Consider the following 18611-nt stretch of genomic DNA (forward strand, 5'->3'; position numbering starts at 1 on the left):
GCCCCTGCTAGACAGGTTGTGGCGACATCGTCCGGGCCGACATCGGACGAAGCGCCTCGTCTCCTGCCAGTCACCGCGCTGTGCCGGGCGTTCGGAGCCGGTGCGCCGGCACCGAGTGGTCCAGGTTCGTCGGGCGTCGATGTCACCGGGGTGGGCTACCGTGGCGGCGGATCCGATCGGGAAGGGAGCCACGCATGGTGATGTCACCGGAGGTGGACCGGATCCCGGTGCTGCGGGACCGCGCCGCTGCGGCCCGGCACCTCGCCCGGATCTGCTTCAAGACCGGTCCACCCACGCTCACGGGGGTCGAGCTGGAATGGACGGTCCACGACGCCGTCGATCCGGCCCGCTCCGTCGACGCCGCGCGGCTACGCGCGGCACTGGGGCCGTACGCCCCCACCACGCTGGACCCGACCAGCCCGGCCCGGTGCCTCCTGCAGGGCGGCGCGATGACCGTCGAACCGGGCGGGCAACTGGAGATCTCCACCCCACCGCGAGCCCGCGTCGCCTCGTTGATCGACGCCACCCAGTCCGACGTGGCGCAGGCAACCAGACTGTTGCACGCCGCCGGCCTGACCCTCGGCCGGTCCGGCATCGATCCGTACCGACCTCCCCGGTCGGTGATCGACACTCCCCGCTACCGGGCGATGCGCCAGGTCTTCGACCGGCGCGGCCCGGACGGGCGCACGATGATGTACAGCACGGCCGGCCTGCAGATCTGCCTCGACGCCGGGCAGCCCGAGCACCTGCTGGCCCGGTGGCAACTGGTACACGCGGCCGGCCCACCCCTGCTCGCCACCTTCGCCACCGCCGGCCGGCACGCCGGCCGGGACACCGGCTGGGCGTCGGCCCGGATGGGCGCGTGGTGGCGCATCGACCCCGCCCGGACCGCCCCGGTCTGGACGCCGGACCGGGCCGACCGGGATCCGGTGGCCGCCTGGACGGCCTACGTGCTGGCCGCGCCGCTGCTCTGCGTGCGGGGTGACGGTCCGGACTGGACCGCACCACCCGAGATGACGTTCGCCGACTGGATCGACGGGGCGCTGCACCGGCCGCCGCGCGTCGACGACCTGGAGTACCACGTCAGCACACTCTTCCCGCCGGTGCGTCCGCGTGGCTACCTGGAGATCCGATACCTCGACGCCCAACCGGGGCGGGGCTGGATCCTGCCGTTGGCGGTGTTCAGCGCCCTGCTCAGCGGCCCCGACACCATCGACGCGGCGATCGCGGTGACCGCGCCCGCCGTCGACGGCTGGCACCGCGCCGCGCGGTACGGCCTGCGGGACGCGACCCTGGCCCGCGCCGCCACTGATCTGCTCGACCTGGCCCGGAGCGCGCTCCCGAGGCTGGAGCTGCCGCCCGCCCTGCACCGCGAGATCGACCAGGGACTACGACGGCGGTGTGCCGCCGCGGAGAGGAGTCAGCCGTGACCGACACCAGCACCGACCGCGACACCGAGGGGTTGCGCGACCGGATCGCGGCGGAACTCGCCCGTACCCGTGCCCGGACCGCTCTGCTGACCGAGGCGGTGGACGACGCCGATCTGATGCGCCAGCACTCACCGCTGATGTCCCCGCTGGTCTGGGACCTGGCGCACGTGGGCAACCAGGAGGAGCTCTGGCTGGTGCGCGACGTGGGCGGGCGGGAGGCGGTCCGGTGCGACATCGACGACCTGTACGACGCGTTCAAGCAACCGCGTCGGGACCGCCCGTCGTTGCCGCTGTTGCCTCCGGCGGAGGCCCGGGCGTACGTGGCCACGGTTCGGGAGAAGGTCCACGACCTGCTGGACCGCGTCACCTTCGACGATTCCCGGCTGGTCGCCGACGGGTTCGCCTTCGGCATGATCGTGCAGCACGAGCAGCAGCACGACGAGACCATGCTCGCCACCCACCAGTTGCGGTCCGGCCCGGTGGCGTTGCACGCGTCGCCGCCACCCGAGCCGACCGTACGGGTGCCCGCCGAGGTGCTGGTGCCCGCCGGCCCGTTCGTGATGGGCACCGACACGGACCCCTGGGCCCTGGACAACGAGCGGCCGGCCCACCGGGTGGAGCTGCCCGCGTACGTCATCGACGCCGCGCCGGTGACCAACGGTGCGTACCGCGCCTTCATCGCCGACGGGGGATACGACGACCCGCGCTGGTGGACCGAGGTGGGCTGGCGGCATCGTCGGCAGGCCGGGCTCACCGCGCCGATGCACTGGCGGCGGGACGGCGACGGCTGGTCCTACCTGCGGTTCGGCCGTTGGGACCGGGTTCGCGACGACGAGCCGGTGGTGCACGTCTGCTTCCACGAGGCGCAGGCGTACGCCACCTGGGCGGGCAAGCGGCTGCCCACCGAGGCGGAGTGGGAGAAGGCCGCCCGGTGGGATCCGGCGACCGGCCGGTCCCGACGCTATCCGTGGGGCGACGACGACCCCACCTCCGCGCACGCCAACCTGGGCCAACGGCACCTGGCGCCGGCACCGGTGGGCGCCTACCCGGCGGGCGTCTCGCCGCTGGGCGTGCACCAGCTCATCGGCGACGTGTGGGAGTGGACCGCCACCCCCTTCCGGGGCTACCCGGGCTTCGCGGCCTTCCCCTACCGGGAATACTCCGAGGTCTTCTTCGGCGACGACCACCAGGTGCTGCGGGGCGGTTCGTTCGGCACCGACCGGGCGGCCTGCCGCGGCACGTTCCGCAACTGGGACTACCCGATCCGGCGACAGATCTTCAGCGGCTTCCGCTGCGCTCGCGACGCCCGGCCCGACGAGGCGCACCGGTGACGGTCGGAAAGCCGGTCGTCTGATGTGCCGACACCTGGCCTATCTGGGGCCGCCGGTGACCCTGCGGGACCTGCTGTTCGACCCGCCGCACTCACTGCTGCGCCAGTCCTGGGCGCCACGCGACATGCGCGGCGGCGGGACCATCAACGCCGACGGCTTCGGCGTCGGGTGGTACCCGGACGGCGCCGCGCCGGTGCGGTACCGCCGGGCTCAGCCGATCTGGAGCGACCCGACGATCGCCGAGCTGGCGGCGGTCACCTCGGCCGGCGCGGTGCTGGCCGCCGTCCGCTCGGCCACCGTCGGCATGGCGATCGTCGACACCGCCGCCGCACCGTTCGCGGACGGTCGGTGGCTGTTCAGCCACAACGGCGTGGTGCGCGGCTGGCCCGACTCGATGGTCCCGCTCGCCGCCGAGCTACCCGTACGGGACCTGCTCACCCTCGACGCGACCACCGACTCGGCGCTGCTGTGGGCGCTGGTCCGCGACCGGTTGCGCGCCGGTGTCGCGCCGGCCCGGGCGGTGGCCGAGACGGTCACCTCGGTGGCCGCGGCGGCACCCGGCTCCCGGCTCAACCTGCTGCTCACCGACGGTCACACGGTGGTCGCCAGCGCGGCCGGGCACGCCCTGTCGCTGCGCGCCACCGCCGCCTCGGTGCTGCTGGTCTCCGAGCCGCACGACGACGAACCGGGGTGGCGCGAGGTGCCCGACGGGCAGCTCGTGCAGGCCACCGCGACCGAGGTGCGCCAGCAGGCACTGGCCTCGTGGTGAGGCGGGCCGACGACGCACCACCGGGCGTGCGCGGAGTCGCACGCACCTGTCAGACACGACGGAAGGGGACAGCAGATGGGCGCTGAGCCACTCGAGATCCACCTCGACGACCAGGACATCAGCCGCAGTCTGCGGCAGGACGTGCGCCTCGGGTTGACCGCCACGGAGAAGTGGCTTCCGCCGAAGTGGTTCTACGACTCCCGGGGCAGCGAGCTGTTCGACGAGATCACCCGCCTGCCGGAGTACTACCCGACCCGGGTCGAGCGTGCCGTCCTGGCCGAGCAGGCGGTCCAGATCGCGGAGTTGACCGGCGCGAAGACGCTCATCGAGCTGGGTTCCGGTTCCTCGGAGAAGACCCGCCTGCTGCTGGACGCCTTCACCCAGCGCGGCGGTCTCGGGACGTTCGTGCCGCTGGACGTGTCGGTGAGCGCGCTGGCCGGGTCCGCCGCCGCCCTCACCGCCGACTACCCGGGGCTGCGGGTGCGCGGCATCGTCGGCGACTTCACCCGCCACCTGGATCACCTGCCGACAGGTGGGCGGCGGCTGGTCGTCTTCCTGGGTGGCACGATCGGCAACCTGCTGCCCGTGGAACGGGCCGAGTTCGTCGCCGCGATGCGGGCCGCCCTGGAGCCGGGTGACTGGTTGCTGGTCGGCACCGACCTGGTCAAGGATCCGGCGGTGATCGTGCCCGCGTACGACGACGCGGCCGGAGTGACGGCCGAGTTCAACCGCAATGTGCTGCGGGTGCTCAACCGGGAACTCGACGCCGACTTCGACCCGGCGGCGTTCGCCCATGTCGCGCTCTGGAATCCGGAACAGGAGTGGATCGAGATGCGGCTGCGGGCGGAGCGATCCATGCGGGTGCGGGTGCTCGACCTCGATGTGCACTTCGCCGCCGGCGAGGACCTGCGGACCGAGGTGTCGGCGAAGTTCCGCCCCGAGGGGATCGCGGGTGAGCTGGCCGCCGTCGGATTCCGTACCGAGCGGTTCTGGACCGACCCGGACGGCCTGTTCGGGGTGACCCTCGCCCGCGCCGAGTGAGCGGAGCGTACCGTCCGCGCGGACCATGTCGCCGCAGGCCCGACCGCCCCCTGGACCGCGGTGCGGCACCGGAGGGTGATCGGCTAGGCTGGGCGCAGCGAAGGGGAGTAGCCCATAACGGCGTGGTCGACATACTGGTGCGTTTCGCATCCGGCCATCCGGCCTCGTTTCGGCGAAGGCGGGCGAGACCTTCGACCAGGCTGTCGCGGCCGGGTCGAGGGCGTCCCCACACCTCCTTCCCGGCCTGATCCGGGAAGGACATCATGGACGGGTTCCTCGCCGCGCTGGTGGTCAGCTTCGGCGTCATCTTCGTCGCCGAGCTGGGAGACAAGTCCCAGCTCATGGCGCTGGCCTTCGCCACCAGATACCGCACGCTGCCGGTGCTGATCGGCATCACCGTCGCCACCACCCTGGTGCACCTCGCCTCGGTGGCGATCGGCCACGGCCTCGGCGCGACCCTGCCGACCGGCTGGATCTCGCTGCTGGCGGGTCTGGCCTTTCTCGGCTTCGGCGCGTGGACGCTGCGGGGCGACCGGCTCACCGCCGACGACGAGCGGCGGGCCGCCCGTGGCGGCCGGTCGGCCGTGCTCACCGTCGGCGTCGCGTTCTTCCTCGCCGAACTGGGTGACAAGACGATGCTCGCCACCATCACGCTGGCCACCCAGTACGGCTGGTTCGGCACCTGGATCGGCTCGACCGTCGGCATGGTCGCGGCCGACGCGTTGGCGATCGTCGCCGGCCGGCTGCTCGGCCGGAAACTGCCGGAACGAACCATCCGGTACGGTGCCGCCGGGCTCTTCGCCGTCAGCGGTGTCTGGCTGATCGTCGACGCGGTGACCCAGCTGCGCTGAGCGGCGGCGACACCCGGCCCGCGACCGCGCTGACCGGCTTGACTCGTGCGCCCCCGGGCGTCGACTACCCGGACGCAGGCCGGGTAAGGCGCCGGGGTGGACGTCGAGGTCCTCCTCCAACGGGGTCACCAACTGCTGGTGACCGGGGTCGAACTGGTCGGCGCGTTCGTCATCGTCGTCGGTGCGGCCATGGCCGCGCTGCGTTTCGTGGTCGACGGGCTGCGTCACCGCGACGCCGCGGTGTTCACCCGGATCCGGCTGTCCCTCGGGCGCTTCCTGACCCTCGGCCTGGAGTTCCAGCTGGCGGCGGACATTCTGCGTACCGCGCTGTCGCCGACCTTCGCGCAGATCGGCCAACTGGCCGCCATCGCCGCCATCCGGACGGTGTTGAACTACGTGCTGGGCCGGGAGATCGAACACGAGCAGCGGCAGGTCGACGACCGATGAGGATGCTGCTGTCCGCGCTCGTCACGGCCTTCGGCGTGCTCGGCGCGACCGTGGCGCTGCTGACCACCGGTTCCCGCGCGACGGCCCTGGGGGTGCTGCTCGACATGCTGCTCGCCGCCGGCCTGCTGCGGCTGGCCGGGGAGCAGTCCTGGACGGAGATCGCCGTACTGGTGGCGATCGTGGCGCTGCGCCTGCTGGTGCGTACCGCGCTGACTGCGGACTTCCGCCGACGGTCACGAGACGGGCAACGCCCGGCCGAGCGGGTCGACCGGGCGTTGCCCAGATGAGTGAGCGCGGTGGTCAGCCGGCCGGCTTCTGGTAGACGTCCGGCACGCCGTCCTGGTCCTCGTCGGCCTGCTCCTTGAGGGCGATCGCCCGGTACACCTTGTTGCGCCGCCGTAGCACGACGGTGGCCAGCAACGCCGAGATCAACGAGCCGGCCAGCACCGCCGCCTTGACGTTGTCGCCCTCGGCGCCGTCGGAGCCGAAGGCCAGTTCGCCGATGAGCAGCGACACGGTGAAGCCGATACCGGCCAGGAACGACACCCCGAGCAGGTCCGACCAGCTGATGTCCTCGTCCAGGCTGGCCCGGGTGAACCGGGCCAGCAGGAAGGTGGAGCCGAGGATGCCGACGCACTTGCCGACGACGAGGCCGAGCACGATGCCGAGGACGATCGGGTCGGTGACCACCGCGCCGAGGTCCGCGCCGCGCAGCGAGACGCCGGCGGCGAAGAACGCGAAGACCGGCACCGCGAAGCCGGCCGAGACCGGTCGCCACACGTGCTCCAGGTGCTCGGCGAGACCGGGCATCGGGCGACGCCCGTCGCCGCCCTTGCCGGCGAGCACCGGCACGGTGAAGCCCAGCAGCACACCGGCCACCGTGGCGTGCACGCCGGAGGAGTGCACCAGGGTCCAGGCCACCACGGCGAGCGGGATGAGCGCCCACCACCAGGTGCGACGGCGCTGCACCAGCAGGCCGAACAGGGCAATCGGCACCAGGGCGCCGAGCAGTGGGAGCACGCTGAAGTCGTCGGTGTAGAACACCGCGATGATGGTGATGGCCAGCAGGTCGTCGACCACGGCCAGGGTGAGCAGGAAGGCCCGTAGTCCCTGCGGGAGGTAGGCCCCGATCACGGCCAGCACCGCCAGCGCGAACGCGATGTCGGTGGCGGTGGGGATCGCCCAACCGCGCAGTCCGTCGCCACCGCCGGCGACGTTGACGGCCACGAAGATCAGTGCCGGCACGACCATTCCGCCGACCGCCGCCACCACCGGCAGCGCGGCCCGCCGCGGATCACGCAATTCACCGGCGACGAACTCGCGCTTGAGTTCCAACCCGACCACGAAGAAGAAGATGGCCAGCAGGCCGTCGGCGGCCCAGGTGGCGAGGTCGAGGTCGAGGTGCAGCGCGGCGCCGCCGGACCAGGGCACCCACTGGCCCAGCTCCGCGTAGGCGTCACCCCATGGCGAGTTCGCCCAGACCAGCGCGATCACGGCACCGAGGAGGAGCAGGGCTCCACCGACGGTCTCGGTACGCAGCACGTCGGCCACGAAGCGCGCCTCCGGCCAGGAGGTGCGGGAGAACAGGCGGCTCACGCCGCGGCGCTCAGGGCGCGGGTTCTGGTCGGTCATACGTGAGGTCCACCTCGTCCGTCGGAGGGCAGCACGGCACCATCGCCGACCAGGCTTCCCGGCACACCCGTGCAAGACCCTATCCAGTGCCGACGGCCGTCGCGAGCGGAGCCGACGCGACTCTTCCCACAGGAGAGAGCCGAGCCGCCCGGGGCGCTCGGCGACGACATCGCATTTTTTCCGGGTCGGAGCGATTCCGACGGACCGCTGGTCCGGTTGGTCACTGCGGACGAGATCGGCTATTCAGAAATACCTAACTCCGGACATAAGCCGCATGAGCCGCTTTAATGGTTTCACGAGATTGAGTCGACCTTGGGGGTTTTCGTGAAGTTCTTTGGCGTTACCGGCCCGGTACGGAGGCCCGCCTGATGGACCTGTACCGCCAACTACGCCTGGTGCGCCGGCACTGGTGGATCGTCCTGGTCACCCTCATGGTGGCGCTGGGCGTGACCGCGCTGGTCACCGTGCGGGCCCAGCCTCGTTACGTCGCTTCGGTCACCTTCTTCGTCACCACACCGAGCCAGGGCGTCACCGACGCCTACCAGGGCGGGCTCTTCCTCCAGCAGCGGGTGAAGTCGTACGCGGAGCTGCTGACCAGTGACCGGTTGGCGCAGGCCGCGGTCTCCGACAGCCAGCTCGGGCTGACCGCCGAGGAGGTCCAGCGGCGGGTCAGCACCTCCACCGAGACCGGTACCGTGCTGCTGCGCGCGTCGGTGACCGACACCGACCAGACCCGGGCGTTGCGGGTGACCGAGGCGCTCTCGGCGAAGTTCGTCGAACTCGTGCAGAAGGTCGAGACGCGACCGGACGGCAGCCCCGGGCCGATCAAGATCGAAGTGGTGAGTGGGCCGCGGGTGACCCCCACGCCGGTGTCGCCACAGCCGGTGCGCAACACCGCGATCGGCGCCCTGCTCGGCCTGCTGGCGGGCATCGGTCTGGCGCTCCTGCGCGGCATGGCCGACGTCCGGCTGCGCGACGCGGCCGGTCTGCAGCGGGTGACCGGCAGTCCGCTGCTCGGTGAGATCCCGATCGACACCAGCGCGCGGTCGGCCCCCCTGATCGTCGGCGAGGCCGCCACCTCGGCGCGCGCCGAGGCCGTCCGCAAGCTGCGTACGAACCTGCGCTTCGTCGACGTGCACGAGCCGGCCCGGGTCATCGCCGTCACCAGTGCCCTGCAGGGCGAGGGCAAGACCACGCTGTCGTGCAACCTGGCGATCGCCCTGGCCGAGGCGGGTTGGCGGGTCCTGCTCGTCGACGCCGACCTGCGCCGGCCCAAGGTCGGCGACTACCTGGGCATCGACCGGGGTGTGGGGCTCACCGACGTGCTCGTCGGCGACGTGCAGGTGGGCGACGTGGTCCAGCGCTGGGGCGACAAGTCGCTGCTCGTGCTGCCCAGCGGCTCCGCACCACCCAACCCGAGCGAACTGCTCGGCTCCAAGGCCATGTCGGACCTGCTGCTCGCCCTTCGGGAGTCCGCCGACATCGTCATCATCGACACCGCGCCGCTGCTCGCGGTCACCGACGGTGTGGTGGTCGCGGTGCAGGCCGACGGCGCGCTGCTGGTCACCCAGCAGGGGCGTACCTCGCGGGCTCAGGTCGCCGCGGCCGCCCGGGCCCTGCACTCGGTGTCGGTGCGGCTGCTCGGCTGCGTGCTGAACATGGCCCGGGTGCCCAAGGCCGAGGCGTACCAGTACGAGGCGTACCGGGTGGTGGCCGCCGCGACCGGTGGTCAGTCGGTGCCGACCGACCGGAGCAGGGCCGGCCGGCATGCCGAGCGGACCCGCGCCGGCGAGGTGAGCGACCACACGCAGGAACTCACCCGGCTGTCCCGATGAGCGTCGCCAGTGGCCGCAGCGCCCGGTCGATCTCCTCCGCGCAGCGTCGGAAATCCTCCGGGGTGCCGCCCACCGGGTCCCGCAGGTCGTCGGCGTCCCCGGGGGCGGGCTGCAACCGCCCCCGGGCCAGGGCCGCGGCGGCCACCGCGGCCCGGACCGGATCGTCCTGCTCGCTCCCTGCCGGCTCGGCCGCCGCGGCGAGCCGGCCGAACTGGCGCAGCGTGAACGTCCGATGCAGCGCGGCCGGTGCCAGCGCGGTGCAGATCGAGCGCTGGCGCCGGGTGGCGGTCAGCACCAGCACCGCCCCGGTGAGGTGTTCCGGCAGCAGCCGCCGGCTGCGGAACGACGTCGGGTCGTCACCGGTCTCGGCGGCGATCGTCGCCGCGTACGGATGCATGGCCAGGCCCTCGACGGCGTCGGTGCCGGCGCTGGCCACCGTCACCGGTCGCCCGGCGAGCAGGCGACGCGCGGCGTACTCGGCCATCGGCGACCGGCACAGGTTGGCGTGGCAGACGAACAGCACCGCGCTGAGCATGTGGAACCCCCTGGACGACGCGGTCGCGGGCGGTGGCACCGCGACGACGGGCGGTCGCCGGCGGCGTCCACCCGATGAGGGGATGCCGAGATCGTACGCAGTCGTCGCGTCCCCGGTCCCGGGCGGCGCGCCGAACCGGAACGCGGAGACGGGGGTGTCCCGGTGCGAATCGGGCTCGTGACGTACCACTTCCCACCGGAGCCGGCGTTCATCCCCGGCAGCCTCGCCGAGGAACTGGCCGCGCGGGGCCACGAGGTACGGGTGCTGACCGGATTCCCGGACTATCCGGGCGGGCACGTCTACCCGGGCTGGCGGCAGCGCTGGCACCACGAGACCCGCAGCCGGGGGCTGACCGTGCGGCGGGTGCCCCGGTACAGCACCGGGGACGCCACCGTACGGGGCCGGATGGCCTCCTGGCTCACCTTCGCCGGCAGCGCGGCGCTCGTCGGCCGGCGCTTCCTGGCCGGAGTGGACGTGCTGTACGTGCATCAGCCGCCGGCCGCGGCGTTCGCCTCGGCGGCCCTGCTCCGCCTGCTCGGCCCGGTGCCGCTGGTGCTGCACGTGCCGGACGTCTGGGCCGAACAGCTCCCCGAGTCCGTCGACGACGGCAGGTGGGCGGCCCGGGTCCGGGCGGCCACGCTCCGGACCTACCGGGCCGCCAGCCGGGTCGCGGTGACCTCCCCCTCACTGCGTTACGCGGTGCTGACGGACGGGATCGACCAGGCACGGGTCCGGGTGGTGCTCAACTGGACCGACGAGCGGATCTTCCGTCCGGTGCCGGCCAGCCCGGCCGCCCGACGGCTGGTCCGCCGGGACGAGCGGTGCGTCGTGATGCACGCCGGCACCATCGGTGCGCGGCAGGGGCTGGACACGGCGGTACGGGCGGCGGCCGCCCTGGGCGACACCGTGGACCTGGTTCTGGTGGGCTCGGGTGCCGAGGAGCGGCGGGTGCGCGGCCTCGCCGCCGAGCTGCGGGCCGACAACGTCCGGTTCGTGGACCGGCGCTCCCCGTTGGACATGCCGGAGCTGTACGCCGCCGCGGACTACCAGCTGGTGATGATGCGTGATCTGCCGGAGTTGCGCGGCAGCGTGCCGGATAAGCTCCAGGCGTCGCTGTCGTGCGGCGCGCCGGTGGTCGCCTCGGCCGGCGGCGACACCGCGGCCCTCGTCGAACGGGCCCGGGCGGGGCTGTCCTGCCCGCCGGAGGACTGGGCCAGCCTGGCGGATCGGTTCTGGCTGGCGGCGCAGATCCCCGCACCGGCGCGGGTCGAGATGGGGCGGCGTGGTCGGGATGCGTACCTGCGGGAGATGTCGCTGTCGTCCGGCGTCGACCGGATCGAGGAACTGCTGCGCGAGGCGGCGGCCGGCGACACGAGACGCGACACGAGAGTCGAACGGATCTCTCGTAACGCCTGATTCCGTCATTAACGCACCCGAATCGCCGTTAGGTGTTAGGAACAATGTGGTCTTCTGTCCGTTTCGGAAAGAGGTGTGACGTGACGCAGAGCGAGAGCCCTCGACGGCGGCGTAGTCGGTCCCGCCGTCGTCGGCGCGCCCGACTGCGTCGCGTCCTGCTGACCACGTTGGTGGTCGGCTCGTTGCTGCTGGGCCTCGCCGGCTGGGTCGGCTTCCGGGGCTGGCAGGCCCGCGCCCACCTGGTCAACGCCGCCGGTCTGGCCGGTGAGCTGAGCGCCCATCTGGTCGGTGGCGACACCGCCCGCGCCCAGCGCACCCTCGCCGCGCTGCAGGAGCAGTCCGGGGCGGCGCGGCGGGCCACCGGGGATCCCGGATGGTGGCTCGGCCGGCAGGCCCCGGTCGCCGGGGCGAACCTCACCGCGGTCCGGCAGATCGCCGTCGCCATCGACGACCTGGCGCGCCAGGCGTTCCCGGCGCTGCTCCGCGTCGACCTCGGCGGGCTGGTGCCGCAGGAGGGCCGGCTGGACCTGACCGGCCTGCGGGCCGTCACCGACGATCTGGTCGCGGTGCACGACGAGGTGCAGCGGACCCGCACGCAGCTGGCCGAGGTCTCCGACGACCGGCTGGTCGGGCAGGTCCGGCGCGCCCTGGCGGAGCTGCGCGGCGAGATCGACCGGTTGGTCGCGATGACCTCGGCGGCGGACCGGGCGAGCCGCCTGTTGCCGCCGTTGCTCGGCGTGGACGGGCCGCGACGCTACCTGCTGGTGTCGCAGAACTCCGCGGAGTTGCGCGCGACCGGCGGCATGTTCGGCGCGTACGCGGTGATCGAGACGAACAAGGGCCGGGTCAAGATGGGTGCCCAGGGCAGCAGTTCGAGCCTCGGTCGGTTTCCCGCGCCGCTGAAGATCCCGGCGGAGGTGCGCGCCCTCTGGGGTGAGCTGCCCGGCATCTACCCGGCGGACGTCAACCTCAGTCCACACTTCCCGACCGCCGCCGCGCTGTACCGGGAGATGTACAAGCGGTACAGCGGGGAGAAGGTGGACGGCGTCCTCGCGGTCGACCCGGTGGTGCTGTCGTACCTGCTCAAGGCCACCGGGCCGGTGCGGGTGCCGGGCGGGGTGGCGTTGAGTGCGGAGAACGCGGTCCGGACCCTGCTCAGCGACACCTACCAGCGGATGAGTCCGGGGGAACAGGACGGCTTCTTCGCGGGTGCGGCAGCCACGGTGTTTGACACGCTTTTTGCCCGGAACATCCACCCGAATGGGTTGTTGTCCGCATTCGACCGCTCTATACAAGAACGTCGGATACTGTTCTGGAGTGCCCGACCGGAGGAACAGCGGACAATCGGCGACAGCCGGATGGCCGGGGCGCTTCCGGAACAGGACACCGTGCCGACTGTCGGCGTGTTCCTCAACGACGGCAGCGGCGCGAAGCTCGGCTACTACCTCCGGCAGACCGCCGACCTGAGGGTCGGCGACTGCCACGCCGACGGCCGCCGTGAGTTGAGCCTCCGGGTGACGCTCCGGTCCACCGCACCGGCCTCGGGGCTCAGCGAGTCGGTTCTCGGTCTCGGTCGGGCCGGGGACCCGTACACCGTCCGGACCCTGGTGTCGGTGTACGGCCCCACCGGCGGGGCGGTGCTCGACACCCGACTCGACGGTGCCGAGACCTCCGTGGGCAACGGAACCGAACGGCGGCGGCAGGTCGCCACCGTGAACGTCGAGATCGGACCGGGCGGGACCCGCACGTTGGAGGTCTCGCTGCTGACCGGGAAGACGGACAGCGGTACGGCCGAGCTGTGGCTGACCCCGACCGCCACCCCATGGACCACCCATGTTGTTACCGCACCAAGCTGTTCTCAGTAGGAGGGAACGAACCATGCGGCTATCCCGCATCATCATGGCGCTCACGGTCGGTCTGGCCGTGGTGGCCGTGCCGGCTGCGGCGGGGGCGGCGCAACCGCAGCCGCAGCCGTCGCCAACAGTCACCGATCCGCCCCAGCCACCGCCGTATCCGCCGGTGCTGGCGTCGCTGACGGTGAACCGACCCACCATCTTCATCGGTGAGACGGTCATCCTCACCGGCCGCAACTTCGGGCCGAACGAGACGGTGGACATCGTCGTCTCGGTGTCGCCGCTGGCCGCGCCGGCCGCCGGTACGGCACGGCGCAGCGACGGCAGCACCGTCGCCATGGCACCGGTGGCATTCCAGGCCAGCGCCCCGTTGAGCTTCACCGCCCGGACCAACTCCGAAGGGGTCTTCACCCGGCGGTACACGCCCTCGGTGACCGGCCTGCTCACCTTCACCGCGACCGGCCGGGAGTCCGGCCGCACCGCCTCGACCCAGCTGCGGGTGCTGCCCAAGAAGAAGCCGCACCTGCCGGTCACCGGCAGCAGCCTGGACACGCCGATGAAGGTCGGCGGCGGGCTCGTCGCCGCCGGTGCCGTCCTGCTGCTCGGCACGCTGGTCTGGCGGCGGCGCAACCGCTTCGGTGCGGGTGGCGCGAGCTGACCCACCATTCCGGGCAGGGCCCGGAGACCAAGGTACCGGTGCCCGCCGCTCCCTCCGACGGGCACCGGTACCGTTGCGCCCGACACCGGGCTGTGCGCCGGCACCGCCTCGGCGACCCGGCGGAACCGTCGATGTCCGGCCCGGCCCGGGCCTCGGTTGCGTCGCGCGTCCTCGGATACGGTCCGTCACCACCGTCCGGTGCGCCGCGGTCCGTTGCCAGCTCAGGCCCGGGTTCAACGCCCGGTCGACTGATCCGTCCCGCCTCCTGGCGCGTACCCCTCGGTAGGGGACCGTGGAAGGGGAGACCGATGGCCGGATCGGTGCGGGACGGACAGGATCGAACACCAGCCGGGTCGATCCCGGTGTCGCAGGTCGAGATGTCACTGGCGACGCCCGCCGACGTCGATGCGGCACCACCGGATCGGTCGAGCTGGTCGCCGGCTGCCCGGCTGCTGGTCGCCGCCGTGGTACTGGTGCTGGGTCTGGGAGCGGTCGCGGTCGTGGCGATCCTCTCCGACCCGTACCGGCTCGGCCTGGTCTTCTCCGGCGGAACGGACCCGGTGGCCGGCGCGACCGCCGTGCCGGACGACGCCGGCGGACTGGGCGGTGCCGCCCGGGCCGCGCGGGAGAACCCCGAGCAGGTGTGGACCGCACCGTTGCACGATCGACGGCGGGCCAGCTTCGAGCTGGTTGACGGGCTCGACCGCGTCGACCTGCGGGTCACCGAGCTGGGGGAGGAGCTGTACCGCGTGGTCAGCCCCGCCGGGTCCGGCGCGCGGGCACGTCCGGTACTGGTGGGCGATCGGATGGCACTGCGGATGGAGCGGGTCGGCGAGCAGCCGGGCACGGTCGAGGTGCTGCTGAACGCCCGGGTGTCCTGGCACCTGCGGCTCACCGGCGGGGCCGCCGAGCGACGGGTGGACCTGAGCGCCGCCCGGCTGTCCGGACTGGAGCTGGTGGGTGGCGCGACCCGGACCGACCTTCGACTGCCCGGCGTCGACGGCCCGCTCGTGGTGCGGGTCACCGGTGGGGTCAACCAGTTCGACGTCACGGTCACCGACGGCGTGCCGGTACGCGTCCGGGCCGGCTCCGGCGCCGGAGCCGTCGAGGTGTACGGCGAGCGCCGCGACGGCGTCGCCCCGGGTACGGTGCTCGGCTCAGCGGGCTGGGACCGGGCCGCCGGACGGATCTTCCTGGACCTGGTGGCCGGTGCCAACGTGGTGACCGTACGCGGCGGTTGAGCCTCCTCCGGGCGCCGGCTCGCCGACGAGCGGGCGGGCGACCGGGGCGGGCGTAGAGTCGAACCGTGGAGCGTGCCGAAGCGATGCCAGCGCAGACCCGACCACCCGGTGTGGCGACGGTCGATCCCGGCAGTGTGCTGCTGCCCGGCCACGACGTGCCGCTGGGTCGGTACACCACGGTGCGCCGGCTGCTGCCGCAGCGCACCCGACGGCTGGTCGGTGCCTGGTGCTTCGTCGACCATTTCGGACCCGACGACGTGGCCGAGCGGCCCGGCATGGAGGTGCCGCCGCACCCGCACACCGGCCTGCAGACCGTGACCTGGCTGCTCGACGGCGAGATCCTGCACCGCGACAGTCTCGGCAACCAGCAGCCGATCCGTCCCGGTCAACTGAACGTGATGACCTCGGGTCACGGCATCGCCCACTCCGAACGCTCACCGGCGCGGCATCCGCCCCTGATGCACGGGGTGCAGCTGTGGGTGGCGCTGCCGGACGGGGCCCGGGCCGGCGCGCCCGACTTCGCCCACCACGCCGAGCTGCCCCGGTGGCGCGACGGGGATCTCGACGTCACCCTGCTGGTCGGGGAACTGGCCGGGGAACGCTCACCGGCGCGGGTGCACACCCCGCTGCTCGGTGCGCAACTGGAACTGGCCGGGCCGGCGCCCGCCGGACTGCCGCTGCGGCGTGACTTCGAGTACGCGCTGCTGGCCCTCGACGGTGCCGGCGAGGTCGACGGCCTGCCGCTGACCCCCGGTGCGCTGCTCTGGCTCGGCTCGGGACGGGACGCGCTGAGCCTGCGTGGTGAGCCGGGCAGCCGGTTGATGCTGCTCGGTGGCACACCGTTCGAGGAGCCGCTGGTGATGTGGTGGAACTTCGTCGGCCGGGACCACGACGAGATCGCCGCCGCTCGCGAGGACTGGATGGCCGGCCGGCGGTTCGGGGTCGTCGCCGACGACCCGGACCCGCCGCTGCCCGCCCCGGCGCTGCCCACCGTCCGACTCAAGGCCCGGGACCGCTCCGGCGGCTTCCACGGCTAGGCGTTCGCTGGCAGGTCTCTTCCGCTCCCACGCCGACGACGGCCAGCAGTGTGTCCAGGGTGTCCAGGACAGCGGTCAGCCGCCAGGAGGAGACGATGTCGAACGCGTGCTGGCCACCGGGCAGTTCGAGGTGGACCACCGGCTGTGACGACTCGGCCCGCAGCTTCTCCGCCAGGGCGCGCGCCGTGCCGGCGGAGGTGTAGTTGTCCAGGCTTCCGTGCGCGATCAGAAAGGGCGGTGCGTCGAATGCCGGCAGCGCGAACGGGGTCGACGTGACCGCCTCGTCGGCGCCGCGGCCGTAGTAACGGCCGTAGTAGCCGTAGAGGCAGACCGCCGCGGCCGGCCGTTCCTCGGGCTTCGCGCGCAGCGTGTAGAGAGAGGTCAGATGGGCCCCTGCGGAGCTACCCGCCAGCACGACCGTCGTGGCGTCCGCGCCGTGCTCTCCGGCGTGCGTACGCGCCCAGGCCACCGCGGCCTCGGCGTCGGCGAGGTGCTCCTCGAAACCCGCCCCGGGGCGGAGCCGGTAGGTCGCGCTCACGCACACCCAGCCGCGGGCGGCGAGGTGATGCAGCAGGCCACGAGCCTCCCAGTTCTTGCTGCCCGAGAAGTAGCCGCCGCCGTGGAAGTAGACCAGCACCGGGCCACCCGTGGGTCGGTCCCGGCGGCGCAGGACGTCGAGCCGCTGGCGCCGGTGGTCGCCGTAGCGCAGGTTGCGCAGTCGCCGCACGGAACGGGGTCGGATCGGCAGCGGGGTGAGGGCGGTCCGCCACCAGCTGCGCCGAGCCGGTGCGCGGTCCATGCCGGCCGCTCGCAGTGCGGCGCCGGCGACGGACCTCGAACGGGCGGCCCGGCGGGTCAACAGGATCAGCATCACCGCGGTCGCCACCGCGCCCGCCAGCAGGACGCCCGACAGCACGTCGGTGCGCAGGTCTCCGCTCCAGATCGCCGCGGCGGTCGAGGCGGCGAGCAGCGCCAGGACCAGGTGCGGCACCTCGTTCACCACCATCCCGGCCAGGAAGGCGGCCCGCGCCAGCAGCCGTGGTCGAGTGGGTGGGACCAACGCGGCGGTGGTGGCCAGGCCGAGCACGAGGACGTGCACCAGGTAGTCGTTCGACACGGGCTCCTCCTCTACAGATGTCGAGGCCTGCTACTCTACACCTGTAGAGCATCGGGAGGGGAAGCCCATGGTGACCGAGCGTCGGACCGTGATCGCGGATGCGGCGATCACCACGCTGGCCAGGGCAGGTGGACGTGGACTCACGCACCGGGCCGTGGACCGGGAGGCGGGGCTTCCGATGGGCTCGACCTCCTACTACTTCCGTACCCGGGCGGACCTGCTCCGGGCGGCCGTCGATCGGCTGGCCGAGCTGGACGAGGCGGCCATCGCCCCCGCCGCCGCCGGGCCCCTCGCCGCAGACCTCGCGCGCGTGGTCGACCGGCTGCTCGGCGCCGACCGGGAGCGGCTCCTCGCCCGCTACGAGCTGGCACTCGAATCCGTACGACGCCCCGAGCTGCGCGGGTTCCTGGCGGCCGGCACGCACCGGGTGCGTGGTGCCATCGAGCAGCGACTCCGCGAGCGTGGCGTGACGAGCCCACGGGAGGTGGCTGACGCCGCGCTCGCGCTCATCGACGGACTGCTCCTCGCCGAACTCACCGCGACCGAGGGGCAGCAACGCGGCCGCGCCGAGCTGGAAGGCACCCTCGCGAGGCTGGTGGGTGCCGAGTGACCCCAGGTCCGGCCGGACCAGCCGACGACCTACCGATCCGACAGTCGACAGTTCCGCAACGCTGGACCGGCGCTGAGATCTGGGCCCAGGCAGCCGGGCGTGGTCCGGCGTACTCACCCCGGGCGCGGGTAACAGCCGCCCATGCCCACCACGGTTGCCACGATCGAGGACAGGAAGCGGTTGGCGCGCCGGCTCGCCGGCAGTGGCCGGGGCTTCGCCGAGCAGTACGGCTTCCGGGTCACCAACAACCCGTCCAGCCTGTTCCAGTTGCTCTGCCTGTCCCTGCTGCTGGCCCGCCGGGGGGATTTCCGGCGGGCCCTCGACGGAGCGCACGCGCTGCCCGACGCGGGCTGGGACAGCGCGGCCCGGCTGTCCGGTTCATCCCGCTCCGATCGGGTCAGGACGCTGCGCGACAGCGGCCAGCGCGGTGACATCGAGGCGCTGGCCGACCTGCTGGGCGAGTTGGCCGGTGCGGTCGTCGGGCGCTACCGGGGCGACCTGCGGCGGCTGCGGTCGGCGGCGCGCCGTGACCCGGCCCGCGAGCGGGCACTGCTCACCGCCCTGCCGGGGGTCGACGACCGGGTCGCCGACCTGTTCCTGCGCGAGGTGCAGGCGTTGTGGGGCGAGGTCGCGCCGGTCGCCGACCGGCGGGCCCTGACGGCGGCCCGACGGCTCGGACTGGGGCGCTCGGCCGAGGATCTCGCCGGGCTGGCCGGCGGCCGCGAGTCGGAGCGGCTCGCCTGGCTGGTCGGCGCGCTGGCCCGGGTCGATCTGGAGGGGCGATACGCCGAGCTGACAGGATGAGCCC

18 protein-coding genes are annotated in these 18611 nt (G+C 72.9%); 15 read left to right on the forward strand and 3 right to left on the reverse strand.

Annotation, left to right across the window (positions count from 1 at the left end; all coding sequences use genetic code 11):
- Positions 1 to 194 precede the first annotated feature (194 nt).
- From O7597_RS24570 to O7597_RS24600, 7 genes are all read left to right on the forward strand, one after another.
- Complete coding sequence (locus O7597_RS24570; RefSeq protein ID WP_281580853.1) at positions 195 to 1430, forward strand: glutamate-cysteine ligase family protein; 1236 nt, start codon at positions 195 to 197, stop codon at positions 1428 to 1430.
- Positions 1427 to 2761 (forward strand): ergothioneine biosynthesis protein EgtB, encoded by a 1335-nt coding sequence (egtB, locus tag O7597_RS24575; protein ID WP_281580854.1) that lies wholly within the window; start codon positions 1427 to 1429, stop codon positions 2759 to 2761. Before O7597_RS24570 ends, egtB begins: the two co-directional genes overlap by 4 nt.
- 22 nt (positions 2762 to 2783) lie before the next feature.
- A complete protein-coding gene (egtC, locus tag O7597_RS24580) occupies positions 2784 to 3530 on the forward strand; it encodes an ergothioneine biosynthesis protein EgtC (RefSeq protein WP_281580855.1) in 747 nt (248 codons plus the stop codon).
- 75 nt (positions 3531 to 3605) lie between these two features.
- Positions 3606 to 4571, forward strand: coding sequence for an L-histidine N(alpha)-methyltransferase (gene egtD / locus O7597_RS24585; protein WP_281580856.1), 966 nt, complete (start codon positions 3606 to 3608; stop codon positions 4569 to 4571).
- 263 nt (positions 4572 to 4834) lie between these two features.
- Complete coding sequence (locus O7597_RS24590; protein ID WP_269741086.1) at positions 4835 to 5422, forward strand: TMEM165/GDT1 family protein; 588 nt, start codon at positions 4835 to 4837, stop codon at positions 5420 to 5422.
- A gap of 96 nt (positions 5423 to 5518) precedes the next feature.
- On the forward strand, positions 5519 to 5869 hold the full coding sequence (locus O7597_RS24595; protein ID WP_269741087.1) for a DUF1622 domain-containing protein: 351 nt from the start codon (positions 5519 to 5521) through the stop codon (positions 5867 to 5869).
- Positions 5866 to 6156 (forward strand): DUF1622 domain-containing protein, encoded by a 291-nt coding sequence (locus tag O7597_RS24600; protein WP_269741088.1) that lies wholly within the window; start codon positions 5866 to 5868, stop codon positions 6154 to 6156. Before O7597_RS24595 ends, O7597_RS24600 begins: the two co-directional genes overlap by 4 nt.
- 13 nt (positions 6157 to 6169) lie before the next feature.
- On the opposite strand, the gene nhaA is transcribed toward O7597_RS24600, so the two are convergent.
- Complete coding sequence (gene nhaA / locus O7597_RS24605) at positions 6170 to 7501, reverse strand: Na+/H+ antiporter NhaA (RefSeq protein WP_269741089.1); 1332 nt, start codon at positions 7499 to 7501, stop codon at positions 6170 to 6172.
- A gap of 368 nt (positions 7502 to 7869) precedes the next feature.
- On the opposite strand from nhaA, the gene O7597_RS24610 reads away from it, so the two are divergent.
- A complete protein-coding gene (locus O7597_RS24610; protein WP_269741090.1) occupies positions 7870 to 9336 on the forward strand; it encodes a polysaccharide biosynthesis tyrosine autokinase in 1467 nt (488 codons plus the stop codon).
- Here the strand turns inward: O7597_RS24610 and O7597_RS24615 are convergent.
- The gene (locus tag O7597_RS24615; protein ID WP_281580857.1) at positions 9317 to 9871 is read right to left on the reverse strand and encodes a low molecular weight phosphatase family protein; all 555 of its coding nucleotides are present in this window, start codon (positions 9869 to 9871) and stop codon (positions 9317 to 9319) included. The genes O7597_RS24610 and O7597_RS24615 overlap by 20 nt on opposite strands.
- Before the next feature lie 162 nt (positions 9872 to 10033).
- Here O7597_RS24615 and O7597_RS24620 point away from each other — a divergent pair, with 162 nt between their 5' ends.
- The 5 genes from O7597_RS24620 (at position 10034) to O7597_RS24640 (ending at position 16076) form a co-directional block, all read left to right on the forward strand.
- Positions 10034 to 11287: a glycosyltransferase family 4 protein gene (locus O7597_RS24620; RefSeq protein ID WP_281580858.1), complete on the forward strand. Its 1254-nt coding sequence runs from the start codon at positions 10034 to 10036 to the stop codon at positions 11285 to 11287.
- Between the two features lie 80 nt (positions 11288 to 11367).
- On the forward strand, positions 11368 to 13152 hold the full coding sequence (locus O7597_RS24625; protein ID WP_281580859.1) for a DUF4012 domain-containing protein: 1785 nt from the start codon (positions 11368 to 11370) through the stop codon (positions 13150 to 13152).
- Positions 13153 to 13165: 13 nt separating this feature from the next.
- Positions 13166 to 13798 (forward strand): hypothetical protein, encoded by a 633-nt coding sequence (locus O7597_RS24630; protein ID WP_269741094.1) that lies wholly within the window; start codon positions 13166 to 13168, stop codon positions 13796 to 13798.
- 308 nt (positions 13799 to 14106) lie between these two features.
- Positions 14107 to 15039, forward strand: coding sequence for a hypothetical protein (locus tag O7597_RS24635; RefSeq protein WP_281580860.1), 933 nt, complete (start codon positions 14107 to 14109; stop codon positions 15037 to 15039).
- A 65-nt stretch (positions 15040 to 15104) separates the two neighbouring features.
- The gene (locus O7597_RS24640) at positions 15105 to 16076 is read left to right on the forward strand and encodes a pirin family protein (RefSeq protein WP_269741096.1); all 972 of its coding nucleotides are present in this window, start codon (positions 15105 to 15107) and stop codon (positions 16074 to 16076) included.
- Here the strand turns inward: O7597_RS24640 and O7597_RS24645 are convergent.
- Positions 16039 to 17193 (reverse strand): alpha/beta hydrolase, encoded by a 1155-nt coding sequence (locus tag O7597_RS24645; protein WP_281580861.1) that lies wholly within the window; start codon positions 17191 to 17193, stop codon positions 16039 to 16041. The two genes, O7597_RS24640 and O7597_RS24645, sit on opposite strands and share 38 nt — an antisense overlap.
- A gap of 67 nt (positions 17194 to 17260) precedes the next feature.
- On the opposite strand from O7597_RS24645, the gene O7597_RS24650 reads away from it, so the two are divergent.
- Positions 17261 to 17803, forward strand: a complete 543-nt coding sequence (locus O7597_RS24650) for a TetR family transcriptional regulator (RefSeq protein WP_269741098.1) — start codon at positions 17261 to 17263, stop codon at positions 17801 to 17803.
- A 141-nt stretch (positions 17804 to 17944) separates the two neighbouring features.
- Positions 17945 to 18607, forward strand: coding sequence for a hypothetical protein (locus tag O7597_RS24655; protein ID WP_281580862.1), 663 nt, complete (start codon positions 17945 to 17947; stop codon positions 18605 to 18607).
- The last annotated feature ends 4 nt before the right edge of the window (positions 18608 to 18611 follow it).

Origin of the sequence: Verrucosispora sp. WMMC514 (assembly GCF_027497295.1) — a bacterium.
Classification (GTDB): Bacteria; Actinomycetota; Actinomycetes; order Mycobacteriales; family Micromonosporaceae; genus Micromonospora; species Micromonospora palythoicola.